Here is a 25,943-nt window from a genome sequence, read left to right on the forward strand (position 1 = left end):
ACTTATTATAACAGGGGTGGCACTAAATCTCAAACGCCGCGTCGTCATCACCGTCATAGCGCCGATCTTTGACCACGCTGATCATTCGCTCGAGGCTGACTTTTTGCTCGGTTGACTCGATGAGGTTTTTGATCGTGTAGACACCCGAAGCGATCTCTTCCTCGCCGACAAACGCTACGAATGGGATGTTCTTTTTGAGCGCGGTTTTCAGCTGCTTGTCTAACTTGCGCCCGCTGAAATCTAACTCGGCCCGCACCCCCTCGCTCCGCAGCGTCCGCGCCAAAGCATCTGCACCACCTAGCGATGCCGCGTCCACCGCGATGATGTACACATCGGTGTGCGTCGTTAGTTTTGGTAGTAACTCGTGCACCTCAAGGAACTGCTGCATCGTCGTCGCACCGAGCCCCACGCCGACCGTAGCGACCGGCTCGACACCAAACAGCCCGACCAGCCCATCATAGCGCCCGCCGCCGAATAGCGCTCGATTGTTCTCCGGCGAATTATCAAAAAACTCAAACACCGTACCAGTATAATAATCCAGTCCGCGCATCAGCGTCACGTCGAACATCGCATTGCCAATGCCCTTCTGACGCAGCAGGGTCATCACCTGGCGAAGCTGCTGGACATTCGGACTATCCGCTAGCTCCTCCGGCAGATCGTCAACGCTGCGCATACTAATTAGCTGCGCCAACTTTGGCAGGCCCGCCTTGGCCTCTTCTGAGCCAAAAATCTCGATAGCTTGCTCGCGGAAAGCTTCTGGCGAAATCTTATTCTTTCGATCAAGCAGCCGCGTCATCATCTGTGCGCCGATCACATCAAGGCTGAGAAACCCGCTCATCAGCTGATTGATCAACTGGCGATTATTCACCCGCACCGTAAACATGTCTTCGCGCGCGCCAAAGTTCATGATGCTATGGTAGCCAAACTCGATAATCTCCGCATCCGCCCACGGCCCCTCCGCGCCAAACAAATCAGCATTCAGCTGCCAAAACTCGCGCTCTCGACCACGCTGCGGCCGCTCATAGCGCATAAAATTAGCGATAGAATACAGCCGGGCCGGCATGGGTAATTCCTGACGCCGACTGGCCACCATACGGGAAATCGACGGCGTCATCTCTGGGCGAATTGCCACCTGACGACCACCACGATCAGTGAACAAGTACGTCTGCTCGCCCGCTAATTCCTGCCCCGACTTGGCGGTATAAATATCCAGCGGCTCAAGCAAGGGTGCGCTGTATTCCTCGTACCCAAAACTCTGCGCCGTGGCGTGCCACACCTTGAAAATATAGTTTTGTAGGCGCTTGTCCTCCGGGAAATAATCGCGCGCGCCCTTGTAACTCTGAGTTGATAAATTGCTCATGGTTGCTTTTATTGTGGCACAATGGGGCAAATTTTTCAATAATAAAGGCGGGTGAGGGGTTGAAGCATATCAACCGAGCACATGCTGTTGCAGCCAGCAATACATCGCCACAGTCGCTGCCGCGCCAACATTGATGGAGCGGGTCGAGCCGAATTGCTCGATGGCGACAATTTTATCTGCCGCCTGCACCATCTCCTCGGAGATTCCCGGACCCTCTTGGCCAAACACCAGCACCGCGCGCTTTGGTAGGGTCGTCTCCGCCATATTGACGCTGCTCGGGATATTGTCAATCGCGATAATTTCTCTGTTTTCAGCCCGCATTAGCTCGACAAACTCCGCTGTCGAACCGACATAATGCACATGCAAATATTTATCCGTCATCATGGCGCCGCGCTTGTTCCATTGCCGCCTGCCAATCACATAAATCTGCCGCACGCCAAACGCATTAGCGCTCCGGACAATCGTTCCCATATTAAAATCCCGCTCGGTGTTCTCCAGAGCAATCACCAAGCCGTGGTCCTTGGCGTCTAGCTCCTTTACAATCTCCGCCTCGCTGCGACCTTTGAATTTGTCAATCACATTTCGTGTGTCTTGCATCTCTGTTATTTTAGCAAATGGGGATGAAAAAACAGAAAAACTTGACAAAAATCATTGACATTTTTTCATATAAGTGATATATATATCAGCTTTTGTTGACATAAATTTGACTTATTGTCCAAAGGCGTTCATTGACAAGCAGACGACACAAGGTGAGATTTTGCTTCTTTTATGGTAAGAGGCGCGAAACCTCATCTTGTGTGTTATAGGATTGCACACGTCCATTTATTGGATGGCATGTCGCCAAAGATGCGGAGAAAGAGCTACCATGACTCACATGGTTAACATCGAAGGTATTTCACTGGCAGAAGTTCTCGCGAGGCTTTTTAACAATTCCAGGCCCGTTGGTATGGGTATCTTCGCAGCTGCGCATGGCCCTCAAGAATTGAGCGTCGAGATGGCGCAGTCGATCATCGACGAAAAAAAGAGGAGGGGTGGGAATATCTCCTTCGACTACCTCTTCGGGAGACCGTTGAAGGTGCTCCTCTCAACCGACCGAGAGCTGGACCCCCGGCTCTACGATCGGGACAACGGAGGCCCGGGGACGGCGGCGCGGCTCATTAGTGAGTTGCGCAGGGCCAAAGGCCTGACTTAGTACCAGGCCAAGCATGACAAGTGAGCGGCGGAACACACGTTGTCTCACCTAAGACAACCCTATCCCGTCTGCTTGTCATGCTTACCATATATCTGCATAATACCCCGAGGAGACATCCTCAGTTTTTATAGTCAAACAATATAAAACGATGAGCGCTGACTCATCGTATGATTTCTGGTGCGGATGAAAGGACTTGAACCTTCACGTACTTGCGTACACTAGCACCTGAAGCTAGCGCGTCTACCAATTCCGCCACATCCGCGTGACTACCGAGTATTATACACGACCGGCCGCTCCTCCGCAAGGAGATTTCCCAGCCGTTTCAGCCCGCCAGCCGGCACCAAGCATTTAATTCTTCTGCCAGTTGTTTCATCGGCACAGCAGTCTTGATACCCGGCGCGAGGATGCCTTTTGGATCAAAGATATGCTTGATTTTTGCATACAGGTCACGCTCCTCGGGCGTCAGTGTTGGCTGAACAAATGCCGCCTTGAGCCGGCCCTCGCCGCCAAATCCCGCGAACGACCCTTCGTGGCTAGTCACGATCCGCATCATGTCCGAGCAGAGTTTGAGGATACGTTGGCGGTCACTGACCTTTTTGCTCGAGAACACCGGATAACTATTGATCATGCCAGTCGTCGCGTCGATAAACAGCGGCATGGCCACGCTGTATTCTTTTTCAAGCGCGCGCATCGACTTGATAAAGCCGTCCAGCTGCACGCCCGGCAGCCACATCCCAGAGAATACCTGCGGCATGACACCGTGCTCATCCGTTGGATGCTCCGCCAAGGTCAGCACTGAATGTAGCGTAAACGCTTCTTTCATTTCCACGTCGCGTAGCTCAACCTGCACAGCCGTGCCACCGCGAAGCGCACGTAGTAACTTCTTGGCAGCCTTGCTACGCGCGCGGTCCGAAAACGCGTGAAAGAGCGCCACTACCACGCCACCGCGATAGCATTCTTTTGGCGCCCATGCTAGTTTTTTACCCTGGGCTGCCGCCCGCGAGAAGAGCCGCCCGTCGATCAGCTCGACTGTCGAGGCGCCCGCTTGCAGGGCCGTGTCAACCGCCGCCTGCGCTGCATTCATTGAACTATACGCGGCACTTACCACGGCTAGTTCTGGATGGATGAAGTCAGCTTTCATAATTAGCTCGCCGATGATACCGAGGCTGCCTTGAGCGCCGACAAACAGCGGCGTGAGGTCAAACGAGCCGTCGCGCTGCCGCACCTGAGCGATGCTCGAAAAGCCGGCCATCTCTGGCGCACTAGCATCAATCCGAGCGATCAGCGCTTCATTATCGGTTATCAAATTATCCAGCTGACGGTATAATTCGCCCTCAAATGTCGCCAGACCCTTCTTCTTGCTCAGTTCACGCTTCGACAGCCGACCGGTCTGTACAATATCGCCACTTGATAGAACAACTTCCATCTGGTGAATCGACTGGCTCAATAGACCATACGCCGAGGACAGCATGCCAGCCGCTTCAGTACTAATTGCGCCGCCAATCGTCCCGTCCTCACCCGTCAATGAAATCTCCGGCAGACCCAAACCTTTATGCGTTGACAGAACCACTTGCGCCGCTCTGTGAGAAATACCCGACTGGAGGTGAATCAGCTGCTGCTTAGCATCAATTCCGACGACATTATGCATGTGTGCCGCCATGTCAATGGCGATGCCACGCCCAATCGCCGCACCCGTACTGTCCGTGCCGCATCCGCGCGCATACACCGGCAGGACGTGGCCCTTCTCCGCCAGTTGCGAACAAAACCGCAAAATCTTGCGCACATCACTCGTATCTGCTACTCGTGCGATCAACTCCGGCCGGCGCGCAAGCACGCTCCCGTCCCGCTGCGCATCCGCCAGAGCACCGTCATGCGTCACCACTTCACCCGTCAGATGTTCATTCAAATACGTCGCAACCTTATTCATAGTCCCCCTTTTTCTATTAATTTCATGATAGCACGGTCGAGGTGGAGCGTAAAGTGTATTGCCTGGGCGCGGCGGGTCATGTATAATTAAGGGGTGGATGCGCCTGACAACATGACGCACCTCCTTGACAAGTAGTTATGCGGATGTGGTGGAATTGGTAGACACGCATGCCTTAGGAGCATGTGCCTCACGGCGTGAAGGTTCAAGTCCTTTCATCCGCACCAAGGTTTTATTTTATGGGAGATTAGCTCAGTTGGCTAGAGCGCACGATTCACATTCGTGAGGTCACAGGTTCGAGCCCTGTATTTCCCACCATCATTGCATTTTTGTAAAATATATGATATAATAAAAAGCGTAGTATTTAATAATCTACACTTTTTATTATGCCAGAGAAAATTACTGCAGAAATCGGTGTTTTTGATATTCCGCGATCCGAAGAAGAAAACTATAACCAGCCCATAGGCCTGGCAATCTGTGGCGGCACGAAGGACATAGCTAGGGTTACTATTGCTCTTGCCAACCACGGGCATCACAGCGACCTATATTCGCAACTACTAGAAGAGATAACCAACAAAGAGAGAATGCCTGGGCTGTATTTTAATGGAGTGGACGCTTACAGATTTTTGAATAACACAGATAAACTACCGACAGTAAATTATATAGACAGAGGCGATAGTTATCGAAAAATAGCAGCCCAAGCGCTATATACAGCCTTCATGACCCAGTCCCACCTTTATATACCGGCTGACAATTCATTACGCTCTCTGCGGATTAGACGTAACCAGCTAGAAAAGGCAGTTTTTCAGACCTTGACTTAATATGTGGTATAATTAACGAGAATAAGGAGGTCTGTGATTAACATCAGACCATATTTTTATGAAAGACGCTAGCAAGATTCGAAATATTGCCATTATTGCCCACGTCGATCACGGCAAGACGACCATGGTTGACGGGCTGCTCAAACAGTCGCGTACATTCCGCGACAATCAGGCTGAGATGAGCCAAGAATTGATCATGGATTCGGGCGATCAGGAACACGAACGCGGTATCACCATCACCGCCAAACAGACCTCGATTTTTTACGGTGATTATAAAATCAACATCATCGACACGCCGGGACATGCGGACTTTTCGGGCGAGGTCGAGAGGACATTGCAGATGGCGGATGGTGTCTTGCTGATCGTTGATGCGCAGGAAGGGCCGATGCCGCAGACTAAGTTTGTGCTGAGTAAGGCGCTAGAGCTGGGCTTGAAGCCAGTGGTGGTGATTAATAAAATTGATAAGCCAGCCAGGCGAATCGCCGAGGTTGAAGATGAACTGAGCGATCTGTTTCTGGAGCTAGCAACCGATGATAGCCAGCTACACTATCCGATTTATTATGCGATCGGGCGCGATGGCAAAGCGTGGAAGGAGATTCCTACCGACCCGACTGAAGACGCCGACCTCACACCGATTTTTGAAGCGATTATCAACGATATCCCGGCGCCGAGCGTCACGGCTGATGGCGGTTTTCAGATGCTGGTAACCAGCCTGCAGTACGACACCTTCCAGGGTAAATATGCCATCGGGCGGATCGCTCGTGGGTCGGTTAAGCGCGGCCTAGCGGTTAGTTTACTAAAGCACGGCGAGGTGTCAGGCTCAGCGCGAATTGAGAAAGTTTTTGGCTACCGCGGACTGAACCGCGAAGAGCTTGACGAGGCGTTTGCTGGCGACATTGTGGCATTGGTCGGCGTCAGTGAAGCGCACATTGGCGATACGATTGCCGACAAAGAACAGCCCGAAGCCTTACCGGCGATTGCTATTGAAGCGCCGACATTGAGCATGTACCTCGGCCCGAATACCAGCCCGATGAAAGGGCGCGAGGGCGAATTTACCACCTCGCGGCAAATTGGCGACCGATTGCGGCGAGAACTGGAAACCAACGTAGCACTGCGCGTTGAAGAAAACGGGATCGGCTTTACGGTGTCTGGCCGCGGCGAGCTGCACCTCAGCGTCTTGATCGAGACCATGCGGCGCGAAGGCTTTGAGTTCGAAGTTGGCCGCCCGCAAGTGGTCACCATCACCGAGGACGGCGTCGAAAAAGAGCCAATTGAAGAACTGCAAATCGAAATTAGCAGCGAATTTATCGGCGCGATTAGCCAAGAATTGGGTGCACGCCACGCTGAAATGAAATCGCAAGAAACCACCGCCAGCGGCGCTACCCGCATCACCTATGTGCTGCCGACGAGAGCATTGATCGGCCTGCGAAACGTACTCTTGACCGCCACCAAAGGCACGGTGATTATGAATTCCCTGCCGCATGGCTATCAACCGCTGGACGGCAAATTGCCGAAAACCCGCGGCGGCGTGCTCATCGCCTTTGAGGCTGGCACCACCACGCCGTATGCTCTACAGGCGGCCGAAGCTCGTGGCGAACTCTTGGTCGGACCTGGCACGGAAGTGTACGCTGGGATGATCGTCGGTATTTATAATCGCCAAGAAGACATTGAGATTAACGTCTGTAAGGCTAAGCATCTAACCAACATGCGTTCCAAATCGTCCGACGGCACGGTACAGCTGACACCATTTACCCAGTTTAGCCTGGAGCAATGCATCGACTTCATCGAGGACGACGAACTGCTGGAGGTGACGCCAAAATCCTTGCGCCTGCGTAAACGCTACCTTGACGCTAATGAGCGAAAGCGCGCCAACAAGCGGTAGGCCCCGCCCCGATAAACTCCCGACTGACAGAATACATAAGAAACTTAACGTTACTATAGATTATCCCACGGTAACACGCTATACTTAACCATATGCTTCCCAAAAAAACCACAACAATTATCAAGCGCACGTTAGCCCGCACCGCCCAGCGCATCACACCAATCGACCGCAAAGATCCCGACGAAAAGCTCGGGCAGTTGTTTCATGAGGTGCAGTCACACCGCGTGTTTGCCGATGGTAAAACTTTCGTCGATCTCGTGCCGCGAAAGCGCGCCACCCGCATCCTCCAAGAGTATCGCCTGGCCCGACGTGATCCCAACTTTCGGCTGGATGAATTTGTGAAGCTACATTTTTATGAATTTGAATCGCCGATCAAAAAGGTGAGCTTTGTCCAGGCTGACTCCGCCAGGCAGCACGTCACCAACCTTTGGCCGCTGCTCATCCGCCGCGCCCACAAGTCGAAGGGTTCGCTGATCGCCCTGCCGCACGACTACGTGGTGCCGGGCGGTCGATTTGCTGAGCAATTTTACTGGGATACGTATTTTATCATGCTGGGTCTGGCGGCGGACGGCAAGTGGAAGCTGATCGACGGCATGATGAAAAATTATGTGTACATGATTCAGCGCTTTGGTTTCATTCCGACCGCCAACCGGACGTACTTCCTCAGTCGCAGCCAGCCACCGTTTTTTGCGGCGATGGTCAAGCTCCTCGCCAGCAAACCCGGCCGGCGCGCCCCGAGCTTGACGTACCTCGAGTACTTTCCCTCACTACTGGCCGAATATAAATTCTGGATGAAAGGCCAGCGCAAACTTTCGAGCATTGACTTTATGGCCACCAACCGCGTAGTAGCCATGCCCGATGGCCAGGTGCTCAATCGCTACTACGACGACAAGGCCACGCCGCGCCCAGAAAGTCGCCGCGAAGATATCGAAACCGCCAGGAACAGTCGCTCCGCCAACAAGACTAAGGTCTATCTCGACCTGCGGGCCGGGGCTGAGAGTGGTTGGGATTTCAGCTCGCGCTGGTTTAGTGATCCGCACGACATTGAAACGATTCAAACGACTGACCTCGTGCCGATTGACCTGAACTGTTTGTTGTACGAACTAGAGATGACGATCGCCCATTGTTACGGCGTGCTGCGTCAGGCACCGCTCAAGAAACGCTTTATCCGCCTGGCCGAGCGCCGCGCCGAGAGCATCCGCCAGCACTGTTGGAATGAAACCGACGGCTTTTTCTATGATTATAATTTCCGCACCGGTCATCAGACGAGCCACGCCACACTGGCCGGCGTCTTCCCGCTCTACAGCGGTATCGCCACCAAGAAACAAGCCAAGCGCGTGGCCGAGAAATTAGAGCGCGAGTTTTTGCGCGATGGTGGACTGCGGATGACGCTGGTTGACAATGGTCAGCAATGGGACGCGCCGAATGGCTGGGCGCCGCTACAATGGGTGGCGGTTTGCGGCTTGAAGCGGTATGGGCTGGATGAGCTAGCAGAGGAAATTAGAAAGCGCTGGCTGGCTTCAACCGAACGCGTCTTTGCTGACCAGGGTAAGATGATCGAGAAATATGATGTCGATAGTGAATCACGCATCGGCGGTGGCGGTGAGTATCCATTACAAGACGGCTTCGGCTGGACCAATGGCGTGTACGCGGCGCTGTATGATCGGTTTGATGAGCGCTGCCCAAAGTAGGCTAATTCTTGGTCGGACGCGGAATGTCTTCCGGCAAAAACCCCTTTTCGTGCTGGAAGCCAGCTTGCCATTTGTAATCTTTGCCATAGCCCAAATCTTTCATTAATTTAGTGGCTGCATTTCGAAGGTGTAGCGGCACCGGCGAGTTCGGATATTTGTGCGCCAGAGAAAAAGCATCATTCATCAAATCAGTAATTTCGCGCGATTTCTGGCTGCGCGCCAGAGCGATAGCGCAGTGGAATAAATTATATTTGGCCTCAGGCAAGCCAACGCGCTCCACCGCTTCAAAGGTGGCGACTGCCAGACTTAGCGCGCCGTTACCCACCAGCCCAATGTCTTCTGACGCAAAGATAACCATCCGCCGAGCAATGAACTTCGGATCTTCACCAGCCTCAATCATACGCGCCAAATAATATGCCGCAGCCACCGCATCACTACCGCGTAGTGATTTGATGAACGCCGAGATGACGTCATAATGCGCATCGCCCTTTTTATCATAACCCGGCAGTCGCCGCTGGGCCGCTGCCTTGACAACCTCTGGCGTGACTTTCTCGCCAAAACTCAGCGCCAACTCCAAATTACCCAAGGCCACCCGCGCGTCGCCGCCCGCCAATTCCGCCAGATAATCCAAAGCTTTGGGCGACACCCGCTTGGTTTGTCTCAAAACTTTCAGCGCCCGCTTCAACACTAGTATAATTTCATCTTTGGTCAGTTGGTGGAGCACCAGCACCCGCGTTCGGCTGAGCAGCGGCGTGATCACCTCGAAGCTCGGGTTCTCGGTGGTCGCACCAATCAAAGTAATCAGCCCGCTCTCGACGTGCGGCAAAAACGCATCCTGCTGCGCCTTATTAAATCGATGAATTTCGTCAACAAATAGAATTGTCCTGAGGCCCAAATTCCAATTTTGCCTGGCATGTTCGATCACCCGTTCGACATCTTTTTTGCCGCTAGTGACCGCCGACAGCTCGACAAATTCAGCATTAACTTCGTTGGCAATAATCCGCGCCAACGTCGTCTTGCCCGTCCCTGGCGGCCCCCACAAAATCAAGCTAACCGGCTCACCACGCTTAACAATTTGGCGAAGTAACTCGCCCTCGCCCAGCAAATGATTTTGTCCAATCACCTCATCCAAGGTTTGCGGCCGCATCTGCTCCGCCAGGGGTTGTCGCGCGTCCATTACCACCAATTATCCCCTCGCGGACGATACTGCGAAAAGTGTGAAAAACAATCAGCCGGTCGCCGCCCGAGCGGTTTTGTCTGCAGACGTAACCCTCGATCAATCTGCTGAGCGCTTCCGCAGACTGCCGCAAACTCCGGCGACGCCACGTACTCTCGCCACGTCATCCCATCCAGCGGCACATACTGCTCCAACATATCCAGTGTCGTTTGATGCATGCTGTCTGCCCCCGCCTGACCAGCCTCGCGACGAGACCGGCACCGCCCAGGCGCCGTCATTTCCGGCGGCAACGCGCAGCCAGCCCAGTGTAAAACCTGCGCTGCTGCTACATTAACCAGACCAGCGCCGCCAGAACAACAACTGGTCAGTCGCACAAGTGCCGCGTGACGTTCCGCCTCATCAGTGGTGAGCGGTACGACTAGTGTACGACCGGCCTTAATCGCCATCTCATATGTCAATCGCTTTTGGTCAAGCTCACCGAATAGATTATCTAGCTGCCTGCTGCTATCTTTGATACTATCGACCAGTGGCGGCAGATTACCAACTGCCTCCCTAAGAAGCTCAGGCTCGCGCTCACCATACTCACGCAACTGGACAGCCTGAGATATCCGCCACAACCCCCCTATCGCCACCGCTATACCACCAAAAAATGTTACCTGCTGACCAGCTTCTGGTAACACATTATGCCACACTTCACTCGATAGAGCTGTCAACATGCCGGCGACTGCACTAATATTACCGACAACCTCACGCCCACTGCACCCAGTCATTGCGTCACTACTACCGATGACCTCAGGTGACAGTGATCTATTTCTCCTATTTCTTTCACTCTCCGCCATCATCATTTCATTATATCACGCCCAGAAATTCGCCTCGTCAGGGCATAGTGCGTTATACTGGTATAATGGATAGGTTACGCGTTCTCCTCATATTTGGCGGCGAGTCATCCGAGCACGAGGTCTCGATCAATTCCGCCACTAATGTACTAGTGGCGCTAGACACAGCACGCTACGACATCAAACTATGCTACATCGACCGTACTGGTCAGTGGCGGCTCGTCGAGACGATCGAGGCACGCAATCAGCCGAGCCCGCGCCTAACGCCACAGCTCGGCCAGCGGTCACTGCTCATCGACGGCGTTAACCCGCTGCCGATTGACGTGATAATTCCGGTGCTTCACGGCAAAAATGGTGAGGACGGCAGCGTACAGGGTCTGGCGCAGCTACTTCACATCCCCTATGTCGGCCCGAGTCTCCTTTCGGCGGCCGTCACCATGGACAAAGACATGACCAAGCGGCTGGCGCTCGGCGCTCACGTTCCGGTTGTGCCGTGGCGAACGCTAGTAAGTGATGCACCACGACCGACCTTCGCCGAGATAGCTGATGAGCTTGGTACGCCTGTTTTCATCAAGCCATCCCGCGCTGGCTCGTCCGTCGGTGTCAGCAAGGTTTATTCGGCCGAAGCATTCACCACCGCGCTTGACGAAGCCTTTTGCCACGACAACACCGTGTTGATCGAACAAGCGATCACCGCCCGCGAGATTGAGCTGGCCATCCTCAGCCACGGCACATCTGCCCGCGTCAGCGTACCTGGTGAGATTCTTCCTGGCGAAGAGTTTTATAGCTACGACGATAAGTACAGCACTGCTAGCACTTCGCGCGTCGTTATCCCCGCAGACATTGACGAGTCAGTGACGACAGAACTACAGCGCCTCGCACTGGCCGCCTATCACGCGACTAGTGGACACGGTATGGCGCGAGTTGACTTTTTCCTTGACCCAACGGGCCAGATTTTTCTCAACGAAATTAACAGCATCCCCGGCTTCACCAACATCAGCATGTATCCAAAACTATGGGAGGCTTCAGGCCTCAGTCCACGGGCGCTGATTGATGAGCTGATCGAGGAGGCGCTTGCCAGCCGCTCTATACGTGGCGTATAATTTCCTTATAAACAGGAGGTAGATATGGAAATAGTAGCAGTAATTTTAGTCATCGTACTGATGTTTGTGCTGAGCGGCATAAAAGTGGTCAATCAATACCAGCGCGGCGTGGTGCTGACGCTCGGTAAATTTACTGGCGTGCGCGAGCCAGGACTGCGGGTAGTGATACCAATTTTTCAGACGATGATGATGGTGGATGTGCGCTCAACGCCAATTGACGTGCCGAAACAAGAAGTCATCACCAAAGACAACGTCACCGTCGGCGTTGATGCGGTGGTCTATTTCCGAGTGATTAACGCGCCAAAAGCGGTGCTAGAAACGACCAATTACATTTACGCCACCAGCCAATTTGCCCAAGCTGCTCTGCGCGATGTCACTGGTAATGTCGATATGGACGACCTGCTCGCCAAGCGCGAGGAGATTTCGCAGCAAATTAAAGAAATTGTTGACGCCGAGACTGACAAATGGGGTATCGATGTTGAGAATGTCAAAATCCAGAACATTGAACTGCCTGGCGACATGAAGCGCGCTATGGCCAAGCAAGCCGAGGCCGAACGCGAACGCCGCGCCAACATCATCAACGCCGACGGTGAAAAAGCTGCCGCTGAAACACTAGCGCAAGCCGCCGAGATCCTGGCAAAAACCCAAGGCGCGATTAATCTGCGTACGCTAAATACACTGGAGCGTATCTCGACCGAACCATCACAAAAGACGATGATGCTCTTCCCGATTGAACTGATTGATGCCATTCGCGGCGGTAAAAAATAGAAAATTACCTAGTTTAACCTTAGTTTTAAGAACCTGGATTTGAAATATATTCAATAATGTGTTAGTATATTCTAAGTAATGTCTAAACCTCACGAGCTACCTGCAATATCACTGCCTTCAAAGCTGGAATCTGTTATAGATCCTGAAAGAGTATTATCAAATAGATACAATTATCCTGAGCTTAGCTGGAGTCCTGATATCCATGAGCAAAAAGCTTTAGCTCGTATTAAAGAGACATTCCTTAATGTTGAACTGTCACATGCTACTGCTAGCGACCCTAAACTCCTCCAAACAGAGGGTATAATTCCTCCAAGCGATTTGACAGACAGGCAGGATTGGAGATCGCAAACTGGCAAACTCGACGAGTCGCTTGGATTAGATCACTATACTTTTCTTCATTGGGGCGCGCTTCATCCAACTGGAAATGGGCGCTATATATTTCCTGTAGAAGCTCGCGATATACTTTTGTCACCAGAAACAATCGTCACTCCGTATGACATCCACTCTACGATGTGTACTTATATGATGAATACCGACGACATCCGAGCACTAGACGAAGAAGGACAAAGACGTCTTAACGAATATCTAGAAACAATAGTGCCAGGCAAAGATTGGGTTGACATAATTGCCAGACGTGCCCTGCGGCGCATGCAGTACACTGATGATAAATCTGTTTACAAAGTAAGAAGTCACTCTGATTTAGGTGAGATAAAACATCTTGGCGCTATATCACCAACGTCACTACACAAGCCTATAGATATATACGATAAACAGACTATGTATTCAAAGTGGCTATCCTTAGTTGAAAATAATGGTCTGGCGGTCTCATATATTACAAATACGTTAGAATTTGGATCAGCCGACGATAAGGCTGAACTGCAGACCAGCCTTGATAAATCACGAAAGCTGTGGCGCAAGATACTAGATATAGCCCAAAAAAGCTAAGTAATCATAAATAAAGCTACCTAAGAGTAGTAAAGAGTAAGGAGTAAACATGCGTAAACAAAACTATACCGAAGAATTTAGCGTTAACGGCGATCAAGTTGTCGAGAAGGTCAAGCAACTCATCAAAGAAGGTAACGTCCGCCGCGTCATCATCAAGAACGAAAAAGACGAAAGCATCATGGAATTCCCGGTCACTGCTGGCGTGGTAGGCGCATTATTACTACCAACACTTGCAGCACTCGGCGCAGCAGTGGCATTGATGGCGCAGTGCACGATTGCGGTAGAGCGACGAGACTGACTTGATTATTTATCAACTTGGTGCGGATGGGGAGAGTCGAACTCCCGTCTCAACCTTGGGAAGGTCACATAATAGCCGTTATACGACACCCGCGACGAGAATATTATACCTGATTCTCCGCCAAACTACTAGAGTATTGTAGCATTTTCTTGACGCTTACGCTAAAAGTTTGACATATAATTTTAGTGCGCTACAATAGACATATGACGAAGCGAAAACTGGTTACAACTAGCATAGCAACTCTTATCGTCATCGGCGGCTTGTCGCTTGGCGCACTGCACTTCTTGTCGCAGGTAAATAACGCCCCGCCCCAAGCGACAAAATACGCTGACCGAACTACGTCGCCGACTGGCTCATCTGGCTCATTGAGTACCGATAATCGCTCTCGCTCTGATACCAACTCCACGAACGACAATCAGCAATCAAGCAAGCCTAACCAAAACACTGACAATAAACCGACGCCAGCTGAGCACAATTGGGTAACGCAGACGATGCGCCAGAATCAAGCCCAGACCACAAATCAACAGCCCGAACGTCACGACCCTCATGGCTCAACTGAGCAGACTAATCAACTGCCGCACAACAACTCATCAAACAATAACTCTAGCAATAAGAGGCGCAAGCGTAGCGTTCCAAGCCAGCCTCAGCCATCAAAGCCCAGCGGCCCGGCGAACCACGACCGAAACCAGGCGGCAATTGATGGCTGGCAGATTGATTATTTTGAAGGCTTTGACTCGTCGATCAAGCAAACTAAATGGGTGCAGTACGGCTGGGGCGATCCAGCGGTTGGCCACGGCTGTATGGGTGTGATGTCGCAGCGTAATTCGTTCACTCGAGACGGCAAACTGGTAATTCGCACTCAGTACGAGAACGGCCAGTGGAGCACTGGCGGCGCCGGCTCGGGCGATGTATTTACCGCTTCACGTGGTCGCTGGGAAGTTCGCGCCAAGTTCCCGAAAGCCAAAGGTGTCGGCTACGCATTCCTTCTCTGGCCAAAGGACGAAGGCTGGCCACCAGAGATTGATTTCGCTGAGGGGCACGTCAATGGTCCTCGTGTTGAGGCAACGTACCACTGGGATCCGGACAACAAGCAAAAGCAAGCATCCCTTGATAATCATGATATGAGCGGCTGGCACACGTACGGCGTTATCGTCGAGAAGGATCACATAATCTTTACGCTGGATGGTAAAGAATGGGGTCGCATCAAGCATCCGAACGTAACCGACAAGCAGATGTTCCTCGGTGTACAGGCTGGAGCGATGAACCCGAACGGCATTAATAAACATACCGAGACCGTTGACGGCGGCGTACCTAATCCACTCACGCCAGCTGTATCCGATATCGAAATTGACTATGTAGCGCATTACGTGCGGAAATAGCGGCTTGCCAGATAACGGCAACTTTAGTACAATGAAATAGCAAGTTTGTGGCTCTTTAGCTCAGTTGGTAGAGCAGAGGCCTGAAGAGCCTTGTGTCCCCAGTTCGAGTCTGGGAGGAGCCACCAAACATTGCATTTTATTCGCGGCTTTGTTACAATAAACCGTGAACCACATGCGGGTATAGCTCAGTTGTTAGAGCGCTTCCTTGCCATGGAAGAGGCCAGGAGTTAGAGTCTCCTTACCCGCACCACAATGAAACAGGCGTTTTGACGTCTTTTTTATATTGTTCAGACTAACCCAAATGGATAATTAGGGTTCGTTGTATAATTTCTGGCAAGAAACCTATAAAGAAGTTCTTATTTTTAGCTATTAACTAATTATGTTATTTATACTATATTAGTGATTACTATGAATATATTTCGTGAACCCGGATATCAACTACCAACTGATAATCAAGGCCAGAACAACCTTGAGAAAGAGTGCGGTGTCCAGTCGTCGGAAGCAGACGATCAACCACAGGACCCCGCTGTCGTGCGCTCACTGGGAGAGTTCGGACTCAGAGAACCTCTCGCGCCAGAGCCATCAGCTGACGGACAGCGTATGGATGGGCTGCCACCAGTAGATGAGATCCCTGATTTATTATCACGGCTTAGCCCTATTCTAAATCTGGAGCACGATAGTAATGAGCCTTCTGATACTGTGTATCTGCGGGCAAGAGAGGCGGAGAAAACCCCAGAAGGAGAGCGGACTCTAGAACAGCGGCAACTCATTAAAGACATAGAAACTATGGGGTCATTTTCACAAGATCCACTCTATAAGTTTGCTTATACGCCCGAGGAGTTGCACGGCTTAGTGCTCGAGCTTCTTTCATTAAAAGAAATGCGCCGGCCTAATCTAAGCGGTGTTGAGAATAAGATACTGGATATGGCGGCCTTTATTCGGGGCGAGGGCCGCGAGAAACTGGGTGGAGTAAAGGTTGACGGCCTGTTGACACGGTCTACAAATGACAGACGCCAGGGGGTGCGGTGGGATACACTAATTAACTGCGCCCGAGACATTACCAGTACAATTAGATCGGCGATAGACGGTAAGGGCGGCGGCATGTCTAATCTATTAATAGACATTAAAAGCCCCGAGAGTAGAGGTACTAAAGGAAAAAATAATATTGATCTCACGCCGGTGTATCAGTGCGTCGCTGACGTCTATGCTTTCAGGGTTATCGGCCAACGGGACGTCCCTATTTATGACAAGAACTGCGCTACGTTTATAGCTAATTGCGATATAATAAACCAATGGTATGAGGACGTCGAGCAAACGCTAACGGGAGTCCCTCGCGAATATAAAATTCAAGGATATAAGACTGGTGCGGCTTGGACTATTAATAACATGGTCAATATCATGAACGAGCGACTAGCTGGCAATCATAAGAGTGGTATTAAAAAAGACTACAGGTTGGATCCCGCTGGCGCTATTGCCCAGCAACTACACCTTGGACGTGCTGTTGAGGAAATCCGAAATATGCTCAAGATAGCAAACGCCGGCGATAACCAGTAAGGCTGGAGACACCGGCTCTGGCTATTAGTAATGCAGAGCCACTCCACCTATTTGCCCAAATCACCCATCTCACCTATACTTAAACTATGAAAGCTTGGCACAATGTCGCTTCTCTGTATCAGATTTATCCGCGTAGTTTCCGAGACACCAATGGCGACGGAATTGGCGATTTGAATGGCATTACCGAAAAGCTGGACTATTTGGCATGGCTGGGCGTTGACGGAATTTGGATTTCGCCGTTTTTCCTATCGCCGATGACTGATTTTGGCTATGATATTTCCGATTATCGAGCAATTGATCCGACATTTGGCGGACTGGACGATTTTCGGGCGCTATTAGAAAAAGCCCATATCCTAGGCATTAAAGTCATGATCGACCTCGTTCCCTGCCATACATCTGACCAGCATCCATGGTTTCAGGAGGCTCGGTCATCACGCGATAACCCTAGGCGTAATTATTATGTCTGGCGTGACGGGCGGGATGGCAATGAGCCAAATAATTGGCGTAGTCTGTCGGGTGGCAGTTCATGGGAGTTTGATGAGCAGACCAATCAATTTTATCTCCATTCGTTCCTAAAAACACAGCCGGATTTGAATTGGGATAATCCTGCGGTTCGCGATGAGATGAAAAACGTGGTGCGATTTTGGTTTGATATGGGCGTAGACGGCATGCGAGTTGACGCGATTTGGGGCATTTCGAAAGACCCTGAGTTTAGTGACGATTCGCCAAATCCTGATTTTCACGGCGATCCTGAAGCCTACGGCACATTCATTCACGACCACTGTAAAATGGGGCCGCATTTTCAAGAATATCTGCATGAGCTGGCGTCAGTTTGCGATGAGTATGACGACAAGCAGATGGTGTTTGAATTTTATCCGGACGAGGGGTTGGGTGATATCTACCAGCAGTACCACAAGGTTCTGACGGCCCACCCGAAGGCGTCGGCGTTCTTTATGGAATATCGCCAGGACGAGTGGCACGCGGAGCGTACTGGGCAGAAGATTGAGAAATATCTGCAGGCGGCAGGATTGGCCAAGCCGTTTTTCTGCGTTGGTAATCACGATCAGCCGCGCGTCGCCTCGCGGCTCGGGACAGAGCGAGCACGAGCACTGCATTTTCTCAACCTGCTCACGCCGGGCGTTAGCGTGATGTACTATGGTGACGAGATTGGCATGACTAATGGCGAACTGACTACTGAGGATATTCAGGACAATTTCAGTCCCGCCAATTCCACCATTGACAGCCGCGACCTGGAGCGCACGCCGATGCAATGGGACGATACGCGGTTCGCTGGATTCTCAAGCGTACAGCCGTGGCTGCCCGTTCACGCCAACGCGATAAGAACCAACGTCCTGACACAGGCCATGCACCCTGACTCACTTCTACACCTGCACCGACGGCTGCTTCACCTGCGGCGGAGTATGCCAGTGTTGCAGCACGGTACGCTTGAAGTGATTAACACCGGTAATGGATTTATCCTTGGCATCAAACGAGAGCTAGGCAGCGAGTGGGCTTATATTTATATTAATTTCGCTGATGCACCACAGCATTTTTTTATCCCAGAAAATACCGAGATCATCGCCTCAACCCACCCCTACTGCTCCACCATCGATAATAATCAGCAGCTAACAATTCAGAAATATTGTGGGGTTTTATTATTGCCGCAGAATAATGGGTAACTATTGCTTATGTCTTTACAGTTTGAGTATACTGTTCTACAATATCTGCAAGTTTAGTTAATAACGAAGGGTAACTATGGCTACAGACTTCCAGGAAAAAGCTTGTGAAAAGGCTTTGCGTGAGTATCGTAAAAAATATTTAACAAAGAAAGAAAACCTCAATGCTGATGAGTCAACGGCACGCCTGATGGTCAATAGCCTGCTCAGTGTGGTGCTTGGATATACTCTCATTGACGAGATTAAAACAGAACATATGATTCGTGGTACATATGTTGACTACGTTGTGCAGCTAAATAAGAAAATTCATTTTATTGTTGAAGCAAAGGCCACCTCTATTGACCTCAATGAGCGCCACCTCAAACAGGCTGTTGACTATGCCTCAAACGAAGGCGTTGATTGGGTGATCTTAACTAATGGTCGCTGCGTCGAGCTTCACCGCGTTATCTTTGAAAAGCCGATTCGCTCACAGCGTATTTTTGCCTATGACTTAACCAATTTATCAACAATTAGAACTGCAGCAAAGCACCTAGTAAACCTCACCAAGAAATCAGTGCTCAGAGGTGATTTGGATAAATACTGGAAGCGTTTTGATGCGCTAACCGAAGACAACATGAGAAAGGCTATTAAGTCACCCGATGTTATTCGTAGCCTGAGACTGTTCATTAAGAAAAAGTCGACTATCAACTTTACCGATGCCGAGGTTGCCAAGGCGATTGACAAACTAATCAGTTAATTACCGTGCTTTCACTAAGGCTAGACCTGTCACCCCGCCAACAATCCCCCGCTAGTACAGCTGTGCCCACGACGCAACATATCTATTGAGTCCATTTGGGCCGAGCCGCCCTGCACCGATACACTTCAACCTCAACTGCTGACCCAAGCCATTGACCGCAAAGAACGCCGTTGGATCAGGGCCACGCAGCACTCGTACCGCCCCCTGAATCGGCCGATCATTTAACTCAGCCTTACCAGCCACCGACACCCAGCCGATATAGAATAGCAACTGACCAAGCTCGTCACCACTACCCTCAAACTGAGGCTGCAGCACCCCATACTTATTCCAGCCGCCAGCAACTGGCATCTGAAATCGTGGCGTCCGTTTATGATCTGGCATCTGGCCCTCAACTCCTGGCATGATAAGTACTTTCTCCGGGTCAACAGCATCCGGGTCAACTTCGTGACATGACCATGGGCTGGAATGATTAATATCATATGCACGCCCTCCAGCCGTCAGTAGCCGCAGTGGCGATATCGCTACGTCCCCCATTCGTTTTAATAGACCATACGGGAGTGGCCGCAGTGGCGCTTCACTGTCAAATTGTTCTTTCATACTCGCCTCCTCCTTATAATAATCGTACCTTTGGGTACTTGTTATCACCGAGCACACCGGTGTCCACAATCTCCAGTCCGATCTGCCTTCCGTCAGGATGTACCGCAAAAAACTCTGTCTCTAGGTGCGCTGGACCACTCAACATTCGCACGTATTGATCATTGATTGGTAGACGATGGACTATTGACTGCTTTACCTGGCCACTCCCACGTTCACGCACTATCCAGCCAATGTGAAACGGCGGCTTAGCCCGCAGCACGGCATAATGCCGCCAGCCAACGAGCCCTGGCGCATGAAAAAGAAAAGAAAAGCGGCCCGGTAGTAGCTCGTCTGTTTCACCATTCGTCGTCACTGTCAGCGCTGGGTCTATCAGCGACGGATCAATATCACGCCGGCAGTGCCACGGGTGGGTCTCCTGCATACTGTCTCGGCGAAAACCGCCCAACACAAACATCAGCGGCCGCATTGCTACGTCCGCTATTTTTGTCCACATAGGCAGGGGCTCGGGGCGAAGAGCCGAGTGATTATGTTCGTCTCGCCGTTTCTCCATCATCACCTCGCCAGCGTCAGTCACTTATCTCCTTACGGAAGTAAGTGAGGTGCGCACCCCCATAACTACGATTGTCCACCACAACAATTCCGTTCTGAATTGGCACCTCACCTATTCCTGAGTGTGATAATACCATATGTCCACCCGGTTTGAGAAGTCCCATCAGTCGCGAGACTGTGGAAAACTGCGGGTTGTGGTATGGTGGATCGGCAAAAATAAGATCAAACTCCTCTGTTACGCTCATGCTTTCTAGCCAATTTGCTACCGTTGTTTTTATTACAATAGAGTTTTCGCTGGCGCCCACGGTGCTAATATTTTCAGCAATCACCCGCTGGGCGACGCGGTCTCGCTCCACGAAAACCACCGACTCAGCACCGCGACTGAGCGCTTCCAAACCAATCGCACCGGAGCCAGCAAAAGTATCCAGTACCCGCGCGCCACGCACGGTTTCGCCCAGTGAATTGAACATCGCCGAACGGACCCGCTCGCCCATGGGATGCGTCGTCGAGCCGGGCGGCGCCTGGATGAATCGTCCGCCAAATTCACCAGCAATGAGCTTAACGCGCACGCTGTTCCTCGGCTAGCCACACTGCACTCAGCCAGCCCAGCACCACCGCACGAATAATCAGCGGCATCAGTTGACGGTTGGTCTGCCGCGCCAGCTCCGTTGTCCAGCCAGTCTTGGCGAACTTTTCATACATGGCCATATCCGCCACCTCATGAACGCAGCCAAGATAAAACGCCCGAAAGCCCGCCTGGCGTACTTCCTCAATGTCGCGCTGCTGCGGCAGGCCAGCAGCAAACCGTTGGTAGGCCACTACGCTAGCAACACCCGCCTCGAACGCCAGATGCATAGTCATCACGCCCTTTGCGCCCCAAAATTCCCAGTTATTGCGCAGGGTTTTTAACACCGTTTCGCCCGGCATGAGGCTCTTTTTGATCAGCGAATTGCGGGTCTCCATGCCCTCACCACGTAGCTGAGCCAATTTCTCCTCCAGTGGAAAATGATGCGGTGGCGTCAAGCCATCAGTGATCGCGTGAGCCATCCATGCTGCTTCAAACGCTGCTCGCTCACAGTTATCAGCATTAAGCGCTGCTGCGAGATTAGTAATGTGTTGATCAACCATCTCGAGGAGCGCCACGTCATTCGGATCATGCGGGTCAATGAAGTGCCACGGCTCATCAACGGCCGGACTTTTACGCTTAATACCATCGGGGCCATTATTACCCTCGAAATGCAAAATCTGCCTGCTTGACGGAAAGTTGCACCACGACGGCAATAGCTGCACGATATGTCGCCGCGCGACCCGATCAATTTTTTGATGAACACCCATCAGATTGCCTGACTTGGTGTGAAATGTGGTTCCTGAATACATACTTATCTCACTAATTTAGCGTGGTTAATCGCTGATAGCGACTGACGGCACGCGCCAGATGCTTATATTGTAGCAAATCCTGCCCCTCTTTGACAAAGCGCTCAGCCTCTGTCTGCGCACGGGCAATCAGCGGCGTGTCGCTCAACGAGGCAATTTTCAGGTTCAGCGCGCCATGCTGCGCTCGGCCGTAAATCTCGCCAGGGCCGCGCAGTTTCAAATCAACTTCCGCCAGGTAAAAGCCGTCTTGAGACTTCTCAATTTCCCTGAGCCGCTGGCTCGGCTTGTCGTGACTCGACAACATCAAATGACAAAAACTCTGGTGCTGGCCGCGCCCAACCCGCCCGCGCAGCTGATGAAGCTGGCTGAGCCCAAAATGATCAGCATTTTCGATGAGCATGACCGTGGCGTTCGGTACATTGACGCCAACTTCCACCACCGTGGTGCTCACTAGCATATCAATGTCGCCGTCCGCGAATTGCTGCATAACCGCGGCTTTTTCCTCAGGCGGCAGTTTACCGTGCAACAATCCGACGCGGCGATGACGAAACATCGTTTTTGCCAATTTGTGATATTCCGCCTCGACCGACTTTTTGTCATTGTCAGGATTATCGTCAATCAATGGGCAGATGACATAGGCTTGGCGACCCTGGGCTAGCTCATGGTCAATGGTTTCATAAAGCTTCGGCGCCGAGGCCGGTGACCAAATTTTCGTTTGAATCGGCTGACGACCGGCCGGCAACTCGTCCAAAATAGAGATATCCAGCTCGCCATACAAGGTCAACGCCAGACTCCGCGGAATCGGCGTGGCGGTCATGCTGAGCAGATGCGGCATGTAGTCTGACTTTTGTAGCAACGCCTGCCGCTGCTTGACGCCGAACCGATGCTGCTCGTCGATCACCACAAACCCCAGCTTATGATACGCCACTTTTTCCTGAATCAGCGCGTGCGTACCAACCACCACGTTAATGGTGCCATTTGCTAAATTGTCCAACAGTTGCCGCCGCACCGCACCCTTGACGTGTCCTGTCAGCAGCGCCACTGACACGCCAAATGGCGATAATAATTCATCCAGCGTTTTGGCGTGCTGAGTCGCCAAAATCTCCGTCGGCGCCATGATGGCTGTCTGAAAACCAGTCTGCGCCACTTCCGCCGCTACCAGCCCGGCGACCACAGTTTTGCCCGAGCCAACATCGCCCTGCAGCAGCCTATTCATCGGATATTTGGACTCCAAATCTTGCAAAATCTGCCATGCAGCGCGGCGCTGCGCGTTGGTCAGGGGAAATGGTAATTGCTCGACAAATTGCTTGACAACCGGCTGATTGAACGGAATGCTCCAGCCAGTCAACTTGGTTTGTTCTTGCTTATTTAGCTGCGCTGCCAAGATCATTTCAAACAATTCTTCAAATGCCAGCCGCTCACGACCGCGGGCAATTTCCTGATGATTTTTCGGCGCATGGAGAAACTTGACAGCTTCCGCGCGGCTGACTAACTTTTGCCGCTGGACGATATGCTCTGGCAGCGTTTCGGGCAAAAACTCCATGACGGGGCGCAGATTCCTCAGCAAATCCTGCACGGTTTTCGGGCGAAGGTTTTTAATGGATTTGTAGACTGGATGAATGCCCGATGTATGCTGGGCGTCGGACGTATCTGTTTGCTTGGCCAGTTCAACAGAGGGATTGCTGATCTGATAGCTGTTATATTGCATGCCAAATTGGCCAGAAAACATGAACTCGGCGTCGGATTTGAGCTGTGACTCACGGTATGGCTGATTAAACCAAACGGCCTTGACCTTGCCAGAATCATCCGCCAGCACCGCCGTGGTAATTCTCAGGCCCCGGCGCACAATCCGCGTCGAAATCGACTCGCAGCGCGCCCGCACCGTCACCTTGCCCGGCTGAAGATCAGCAATGTTAACCGCCGCCGAATAATCATCATACGCCCGCGGCAAAAAATCCAAGGCGTCCGCCACCGTCTCCAGACCCGCCGCCGACAGCGCTTGGGCGGTTTTGGGGCCGACGCCTTTGATGTGCGCGAGAGGGGTGGTTAGTTTCATCTAGGAAACGGCGTTGATGCCTTCCAGCGCGTAGGCGGTGTCTTCCCAACCTCTTACTTCTATTGAGTCAACGCCCATTTGTTTGACTGGAAAATCATTGCCGCCTTCCTGTAATTTATCGCCAAAGAATAGCGCTTCTTCCTTTGACCAGCCGTTCAGCTCAAGCAGTTTACCAATGCCATAGGCTTTATCAATTCCTGGCAGCGTAATGTCAGTACTAGTCGTACCACCAATCCTAACTTCGAGATTTGGCAGTTTCGCCGCCACCTTGTCACGATATACCGGACGGACATCCTTGTACTTTTCCGCCCAGGCATACTTATCTTCTGGCGACGCCTGCTGACCCAGCGCCGACATGGTAATCTGGCTGTGGCGATCCTCAATAATTTCACCCGCAGGATTATCGCACCAAATGCCCATCTCTCGAGCAACCTCCTCCAGCACTGCAGTTATCTGAGTTTTTTGCTCATCAGATAAATCGTTCGCATATTGAATCTTCCATTCATTATCAGCAGTATCAAATCGATAATACCTAGTACCGCAAGTTGGCATCGCGTGAAACCGCTGAAGCAACTCAGGCTGAACATTAAGCCGATCAATCACCTGCTTTTTAATCTGCTGGAATGTGCCGCCCGTAATGACGCACGCGTCATAATTTTCAAGCAACTGGCTAAGAATGCCGGCCATCCGATCGCTAATTGGTGACTTGGTAATAGCTAGCGTGTCATCCAAATCAAACCCGATAATTTTTTTCATTATTCCTCTCCTTCCATATTTTCTGCAACTAGAATAAACGTATTTTTACCTTTTTTCAACAAAGATTGATTGTTGATGGCTCGGTCATTAGCCAGTTTTTCGCCGTTAAGGCTGATGGCGCCAGATTTGAGCAGGCGTCTGGCCTCGCCGTTAGAACTGACCGCACCAGAGACCACCAACGCTTCAATCACGCCGACGCCGACATCAACACGTGGAATTTCTTTGGCCAGGGTGTCCAAATCATCGTCCGACAGTTGCCGAAAATCGCCGCCGCCAAACAATACTTCCGTCACCCGCTCCACTGATTCGCGCCGATTGACGCCGTGGACGATGTCGGTGACTTCACGCGCCAAAACTTTCTGTGCCGAGCGCGCACCTGGATTGACGGCGTGGTTTTCAGCGATGGCCTCAATGGTATCGCGGTCAAGCATAGTAAAGATTTTCATGTATTCGATGGCGCTTTCGTCATCAACGTTCAGCCAGAATTGATAGAACTTGTAGACGCTGGTTTTGTTTTCGTCCAGCCACACGGCGCCACCTTCGGATTTGCCAAATTTACGACCGGTTGATTTGTTGATGAGCAGCGGCGCGGTCATGGCGTAGACTTCGGTGTTTTCTTTTTTGCGGATCAACTCCACGCCCGAGAGCAAATTACCCCATTGATCGGAACCGCCAATTTGCAAATTAACGCCGTAATGCTTGAACAAGTGCCAGAAATCATAGCCCTGCAGCAACGTGTAAGTAAATTCAGCAAAACTCAGGCCCTTGCCATTAGCAATACGCGCCTTAAAAAATTCCCGCGTCGTTAACTCTGCCATGTTGAAATTCTTACCAATGTCGCGGAGAAATGGAATCAGTTCCAGACTGCCCAGCCAATCCGCATTATCCACCAAGGTAAAATCGCGTCCAGCAAAAATTTGCGACACTTGCGCCTTTAGGGCCCGTTTATTATGCTCAATTTCTGCATAAGAAAGTAAGTTCCGCTCCTCAGTGTCGCGCATATCACCAATCATCCCGGTGCCACCACCAACCAGCAAAAACACCCTGTGACCGCGCTCCAAAAAATGCCGCACCATCATATAGACCGCCAGATGCCCGACATGCAAACTGTCCGCCGACGGGTCTGTCCCCAAATAGAGCGTAAAATTTCCCGAATCAATACGCCCATCATCGGTGAATGTCGCTTGATTCCAAAACCCGCGCCACTTTAGCTCCTCTGATAATTGCATATTCCTCCTTTTCTGGTTATTAGTATAGCAATTTTATGAT

Annotated in this window: 24 protein-coding genes and 6 tRNA genes; 16 read left to right on the forward strand and 14 right to left on the reverse strand. The window is 51.5% G+C overall.

Annotation, left to right across the window (positions count from 1 at the left end):
* Positions 1-22: 22 nt before the first annotated feature.
* Together GWK78_02395 and GWK78_02400 are read right to left on the reverse strand one after the other, a co-directional pair.
* A complete protein-coding gene (locus GWK78_02395; protein ID QHU93870.1) occupies positions 23-1,360 on the reverse strand; it encodes a histidine--tRNA ligase in 1,338 nt (445 codons plus the stop codon).
* 69 nt (positions 1,361-1,429) lie between these two features.
* A complete protein-coding gene (locus GWK78_02400; GenBank protein ID QHU93871.1) occupies positions 1,430-1,957 on the reverse strand; it encodes a TrmH family RNA methyltransferase in 528 nt (175 codons plus the stop codon).
* Positions 1,958-2,234: 277 nt separating this feature from the next.
* Here GWK78_02400 and GWK78_02405 point away from each other — a divergent pair, with 277 nt between their 5' ends.
* Positions 2,235-2,552 (forward strand): hypothetical protein, encoded by a 318-nt coding sequence (locus GWK78_02405; GenBank protein QHU93872.1) that lies wholly within the window; start codon positions 2,235-2,237, stop codon positions 2,550-2,552.
* Positions 2,553-2,727: 175 nt separating this feature from the next.
* Here GWK78_02405 and GWK78_02410 read toward each other — a convergent pair.
* Positions 2,728-2,814 (reverse strand) — tRNA-Leu (locus GWK78_02410).
* Positions 2,815-2,874: 60 nt separating this feature from the next.
* Positions 2,875-4,479 (reverse strand): FAD-binding protein, encoded by a 1,605-nt coding sequence (locus GWK78_02415; protein QHU93873.1) that lies wholly within the window; start codon positions 4,477-4,479, stop codon positions 2,875-2,877.
* 139 nt (positions 4,480-4,618) lie between these two features.
* Here GWK78_02415 and GWK78_02420 point away from each other — a divergent pair.
* The 5 genes from GWK78_02420 (at position 4,619) to treF (ending at position 8,870) form a co-directional block, all read left to right on the forward strand.
* A tRNA-Leu gene (locus GWK78_02420) sits at positions 4,619-4,703 on the forward strand.
* A 14-nt stretch (positions 4,704-4,717) separates the two neighbouring features.
* A tRNA-Val gene (locus tag GWK78_02425) sits at positions 4,718-4,794 on the forward strand.
* A 68-nt stretch (positions 4,795-4,862) separates the two neighbouring features.
* Positions 4,863-5,297 carry a hypothetical protein gene (locus GWK78_02430; protein QHU93874.1) on the forward strand — a complete coding sequence of 145 codons (435 nt, stop codon included), beginning with the start codon at positions 4,863-4,865 and terminating at the stop codon, positions 5,295-5,297.
* A gap of 58 nt (positions 5,298-5,355) precedes the next feature.
* Complete coding sequence (gene typA / locus GWK78_02435; GenBank protein QHU93875.1) at positions 5,356-7,179, forward strand: translational GTPase TypA; 1,824 nt, start codon at positions 5,356-5,358, stop codon at positions 7,177-7,179.
* Between the two features lie 92 nt (positions 7,180-7,271).
* Positions 7,272-8,870, forward strand: a complete 1,599-nt coding sequence (gene treF, locus GWK78_02440; GenBank protein QHU93876.1) for an alpha,alpha-trehalase TreF — start codon at positions 7,272-7,274, stop codon at positions 8,868-8,870.
* Between the two features lies 1 nt (position 8,871).
* Here the strand turns inward: treF and GWK78_02445 are convergent, their stop codons facing one another.
* Positions 8,872-10,047, reverse strand: coding sequence for an AAA family ATPase (locus GWK78_02445; protein QHU93877.1), 1,176 nt, complete (start codon positions 10,045-10,047; stop codon positions 8,872-8,874).
* Positions 10,047-10,817: a hypothetical protein gene (locus GWK78_02450; protein ID QHU93878.1), complete on the reverse strand. Its 771-nt coding sequence runs from the start codon at positions 10,815-10,817 to the stop codon at positions 10,047-10,049. The genes GWK78_02445 and GWK78_02450 overlap by 1 nt, the downstream gene beginning before the upstream one ends.
* Before the next feature lie 134 nt (positions 10,818-10,951).
* Between GWK78_02450 and GWK78_02455 the strand changes: the two genes are divergently transcribed.
* The 4 genes from GWK78_02455 to GWK78_02470 all read left to right on the forward strand — a co-directional run bounded on the left by GWK78_02455 (position 10,952) and on the right by GWK78_02470 (position 13,997).
* Positions 10,952-11,986, forward strand: coding sequence for a D-alanine--D-alanine ligase (locus GWK78_02455; protein ID QHU93879.1), 1,035 nt, complete (start codon positions 10,952-10,954; stop codon positions 11,984-11,986).
* Between the two features lie 24 nt (positions 11,987-12,010).
* Positions 12,011-12,754, forward strand: a complete 744-nt coding sequence (locus GWK78_02460) for a slipin family protein (protein QHU93880.1) — start codon at positions 12,011-12,013, stop codon at positions 12,752-12,754.
* Between the two features lie 78 nt (positions 12,755-12,832).
* Positions 12,833-13,699, forward strand: coding sequence for a hypothetical protein (locus tag GWK78_02465; GenBank protein ID QHU93881.1), 867 nt, complete (start codon positions 12,833-12,835; stop codon positions 13,697-13,699).
* Positions 13,700-13,748: 49 nt separating this feature from the next.
* Positions 13,749-13,997 carry a DUF4342 domain-containing protein gene (locus GWK78_02470; protein ID QHU93882.1) on the forward strand — a complete coding sequence of 83 codons (249 nt, stop codon included), beginning with the start codon at positions 13,749-13,751 and terminating at the stop codon, positions 13,995-13,997.
* 18 nt (positions 13,998-14,015) lie between these two features.
* Here the strand turns inward: GWK78_02470 and GWK78_02475 are convergent.
* Positions 14,016-14,090 (reverse strand) — tRNA-Gly (locus GWK78_02475).
* A gap of 398 nt (positions 14,091-14,488) precedes the next feature.
* Between GWK78_02475 and GWK78_02480 the strand changes: the two genes are divergently transcribed.
* From GWK78_02480 to GWK78_02505, 6 genes are all read left to right on the forward strand, one after another.
* Positions 14,489-15,376: a family 16 glycosylhydrolase gene (locus GWK78_02480; protein QHU94267.1), complete on the forward strand. Its 888-nt coding sequence runs from the start codon at positions 14,489-14,491 to the stop codon at positions 15,374-15,376.
* A 49-nt stretch (positions 15,377-15,425) separates the two neighbouring features.
* Positions 15,426-15,501 (forward strand) — tRNA-Phe (locus GWK78_02485).
* Between the two features lie 49 nt (positions 15,502-15,550).
* Positions 15,551-15,626 (forward strand) — tRNA-Gly (locus GWK78_02490).
* Positions 15,627-15,784: 158 nt separating this feature from the next.
* Complete coding sequence (locus GWK78_02495; protein QHU93883.1) at positions 15,785-16,930, forward strand: hypothetical protein; 1,146 nt, start codon at positions 15,785-15,787, stop codon at positions 16,928-16,930.
* 86 nt (positions 16,931-17,016) lie between these two features.
* A complete protein-coding gene (locus GWK78_02500; GenBank protein QHU93884.1) occupies positions 17,017-18,609 on the forward strand; it encodes an alpha-amylase in 1,593 nt (530 codons plus the stop codon).
* 76 nt (positions 18,610-18,685) lie between these two features.
* Positions 18,686-19,342, forward strand: a complete 657-nt coding sequence (locus tag GWK78_02505; GenBank protein ID QHU93885.1) for a hypothetical protein — start codon at positions 18,686-18,688, stop codon at positions 19,340-19,342.
* Positions 19,343-19,393: 51 nt separating this feature from the next.
* Here the strand turns inward: GWK78_02505 and GWK78_02510 are convergent, their stop codons facing one another.
* Genes GWK78_02510 through GWK78_02540 form a run of 7 tightly spaced genes read right to left on the reverse strand, consistent with a single transcriptional unit; the run spans position 19,394 to position 25,903 of the window.
* Entirely contained in the window at positions 19,394-19,939 is a 546-nt protein-coding gene (locus tag GWK78_02510; protein ID QHU93886.1) for a hypothetical protein, read from the reverse strand.
* Between the two features lie 13 nt (positions 19,940-19,952).
* The gene (locus tag GWK78_02515) at positions 19,953-20,513 is read right to left on the reverse strand and encodes a hypothetical protein (protein QHU93887.1); all 561 of its coding nucleotides are present in this window, start codon (positions 20,511-20,513) and stop codon (positions 19,953-19,955) included.
* Complete coding sequence (gene rsmD, locus GWK78_02520) at positions 20,506-21,057, reverse strand: 16S rRNA (guanine(966)-N(2))-methyltransferase RsmD (protein ID QHU93888.1); 552 nt, start codon at positions 21,055-21,057, stop codon at positions 20,506-20,508. Before rsmD ends, GWK78_02515 begins: the two co-directional genes overlap by 8 nt.
* On the reverse strand, positions 21,047-21,865 hold the full coding sequence (locus GWK78_02525; protein ID QHU93889.1) for a hypothetical protein: 819 nt from the start codon (positions 21,863-21,865) through the stop codon (positions 21,047-21,049). Before GWK78_02525 ends, rsmD begins: the two co-directional genes overlap by 11 nt.
* A 10-nt stretch (positions 21,866-21,875) precedes the next feature.
* Positions 21,876-23,918 (reverse strand): ATP-dependent DNA helicase RecG, encoded by a 2,043-nt coding sequence (recG, locus tag GWK78_02530; GenBank protein ID QHU93890.1) that lies wholly within the window; start codon positions 23,916-23,918, stop codon positions 21,876-21,878.
* Positions 23,919-24,674: an HAD-IIB family hydrolase gene (locus tag GWK78_02535; GenBank protein ID QHU93891.1), complete on the reverse strand. Its 756-nt coding sequence runs from the start codon at positions 24,672-24,674 to the stop codon at positions 23,919-23,921. It abuts the gene before it with no gap.
* Positions 24,674-25,903, reverse strand: a complete 1,230-nt coding sequence (locus GWK78_02540) for a tyrosine--tRNA ligase (GenBank protein ID QHU93892.1) — start codon at positions 25,901-25,903, stop codon at positions 24,674-24,676. Before GWK78_02540 ends, GWK78_02535 begins: the two co-directional genes overlap by 1 nt.
* Between the last annotated feature and the right edge of the window lie 40 nt (positions 25,904-25,943).

The sequence above is a fragment of the Candidatus Saccharibacteria bacterium oral taxon 488 genome, assembly GCA_010202845.1.
Taxonomy (GTDB): domain Bacteria; phylum Patescibacteriota; class Saccharimonadia; order Saccharimonadales; family Saccharimonadaceae; genus Nanosynbacter.

What these genes read in the sequence shown, in the direction of transcription:
- GWK78_02505 (QHU93885.1), top strand. Translation starts at nt 18,686, where the DNA reads ATGGCTACAGACTTCCAGGAAAAAGCTTGTGAAAAGGCTTTGCGTGAG.
- GWK78_02405 (QHU93872.1), top strand. Translation starts at nt 2,235, where the DNA reads ATGGTTAACATCGAAGGTATTTCACTGGCAGAAGTTCTCGCGAGGCTT.
- GWK78_02535 (QHU93891.1), bottom strand. Translation starts at nt 24,674, where the DNA reads ATGAAAAAAATTATCGGGTTTGATTTGGATGACACGCTAGCTATTACC.
- GWK78_02455 (QHU93879.1), top strand. Translation starts at nt 10,952, where the DNA reads ATGGATAGGTTACGCGTTCTCCTCATATTTGGCGGCGAGTCATCCGAG.
- GWK78_02395 (QHU93870.1), bottom strand. Translation starts at nt 1,360, where the DNA reads ATGAGCAATTTATCAACTCAGAGTTACAAGGGCGCGCGCGATTATTTC.
- GWK78_02465 (QHU93881.1), top strand. Translation starts at nt 12,833, where the DNA reads ATGTCTAAACCTCACGAGCTACCTGCAATATCACTGCCTTCAAAGCTG.
- GWK78_02480 (QHU94267.1), top strand. Translation starts at nt 14,489, where the DNA reads ATGCGCCAGAATCAAGCCCAGACCACAAATCAACAGCCCGAACGTCAC.
- GWK78_02470 (QHU93882.1), top strand. Translation starts at nt 13,749, where the DNA reads ATGCGTAAACAAAACTATACCGAAGAATTTAGCGTTAACGGCGATCAA.
- typA (QHU93875.1), top strand. Translation starts at nt 5,356, where the DNA reads ATGAAAGACGCTAGCAAGATTCGAAATATTGCCATTATTGCCCACGTC.
- GWK78_02460 (QHU93880.1), top strand. Translation starts at nt 12,011, where the DNA reads ATGGAAATAGTAGCAGTAATTTTAGTCATCGTACTGATGTTTGTGCTG.
- GWK78_02500 (QHU93884.1), top strand. Translation starts at nt 17,017, where the DNA reads ATGAAAGCTTGGCACAATGTCGCTTCTCTGTATCAGATTTATCCGCGT.
- GWK78_02510 (QHU93886.1), bottom strand. Translation starts at nt 19,939, where the DNA reads ATGAAAGAACAATTTGACAGTGAAGCGCCACTGCGGCCACTCCCGTAT.
- treF (QHU93876.1), top strand. Translation starts at nt 7,272, where the DNA reads ATGCTTCCCAAAAAAACCACAACAATTATCAAGCGCACGTTAGCCCGC.
- GWK78_02540 (QHU93892.1), bottom strand. Translation starts at nt 25,903, where the DNA reads ATGCAATTATCAGAGGAGCTAAAGTGGCGCGGGTTTTGGAATCAAGCG.
- GWK78_02445 (QHU93877.1), bottom strand. Translation starts at nt 10,047, where the DNA reads ATGGACGCGCGACAACCCCTGGCGGAGCAGATGCGGCCGCAAACCTTG.
- GWK78_02525 (QHU93889.1), bottom strand. Translation starts at nt 21,865, where the DNA reads ATGTATTCAGGAACCACATTTCACACCAAGTCAGGCAATCTGATGGGT.
- GWK78_02495 (QHU93883.1), top strand. Translation starts at nt 15,785, where the DNA reads ATGAATATATTTCGTGAACCCGGATATCAACTACCAACTGATAATCAA.
- GWK78_02400 (QHU93871.1), bottom strand. Translation starts at nt 1,957, where the DNA reads ATGCAAGACACACGAAATGTGATTGACAAATTCAAAGGTCGCAGCGAG.
- GWK78_02430 (QHU93874.1), top strand. Translation starts at nt 4,863, where the DNA reads ATGCCAGAGAAAATTACTGCAGAAATCGGTGTTTTTGATATTCCGCGA.
- GWK78_02450 (QHU93878.1), bottom strand. Translation starts at nt 10,817, where the DNA reads ATGACTGGGTGCAGTGGGCGTGAGGTTGTCGGTAATATTAGTGCAGTC.
- GWK78_02415 (QHU93873.1), bottom strand. Translation starts at nt 4,479, where the DNA reads ATGAATAAGGTTGCGACGTATTTGAATGAACATCTGACGGGTGAAGTG.
- recG (QHU93890.1), bottom strand. Translation starts at nt 23,918, where the DNA reads ATGAAACTAACCACCCCTCTCGCGCACATCAAAGGCGTCGGCCCCAAA.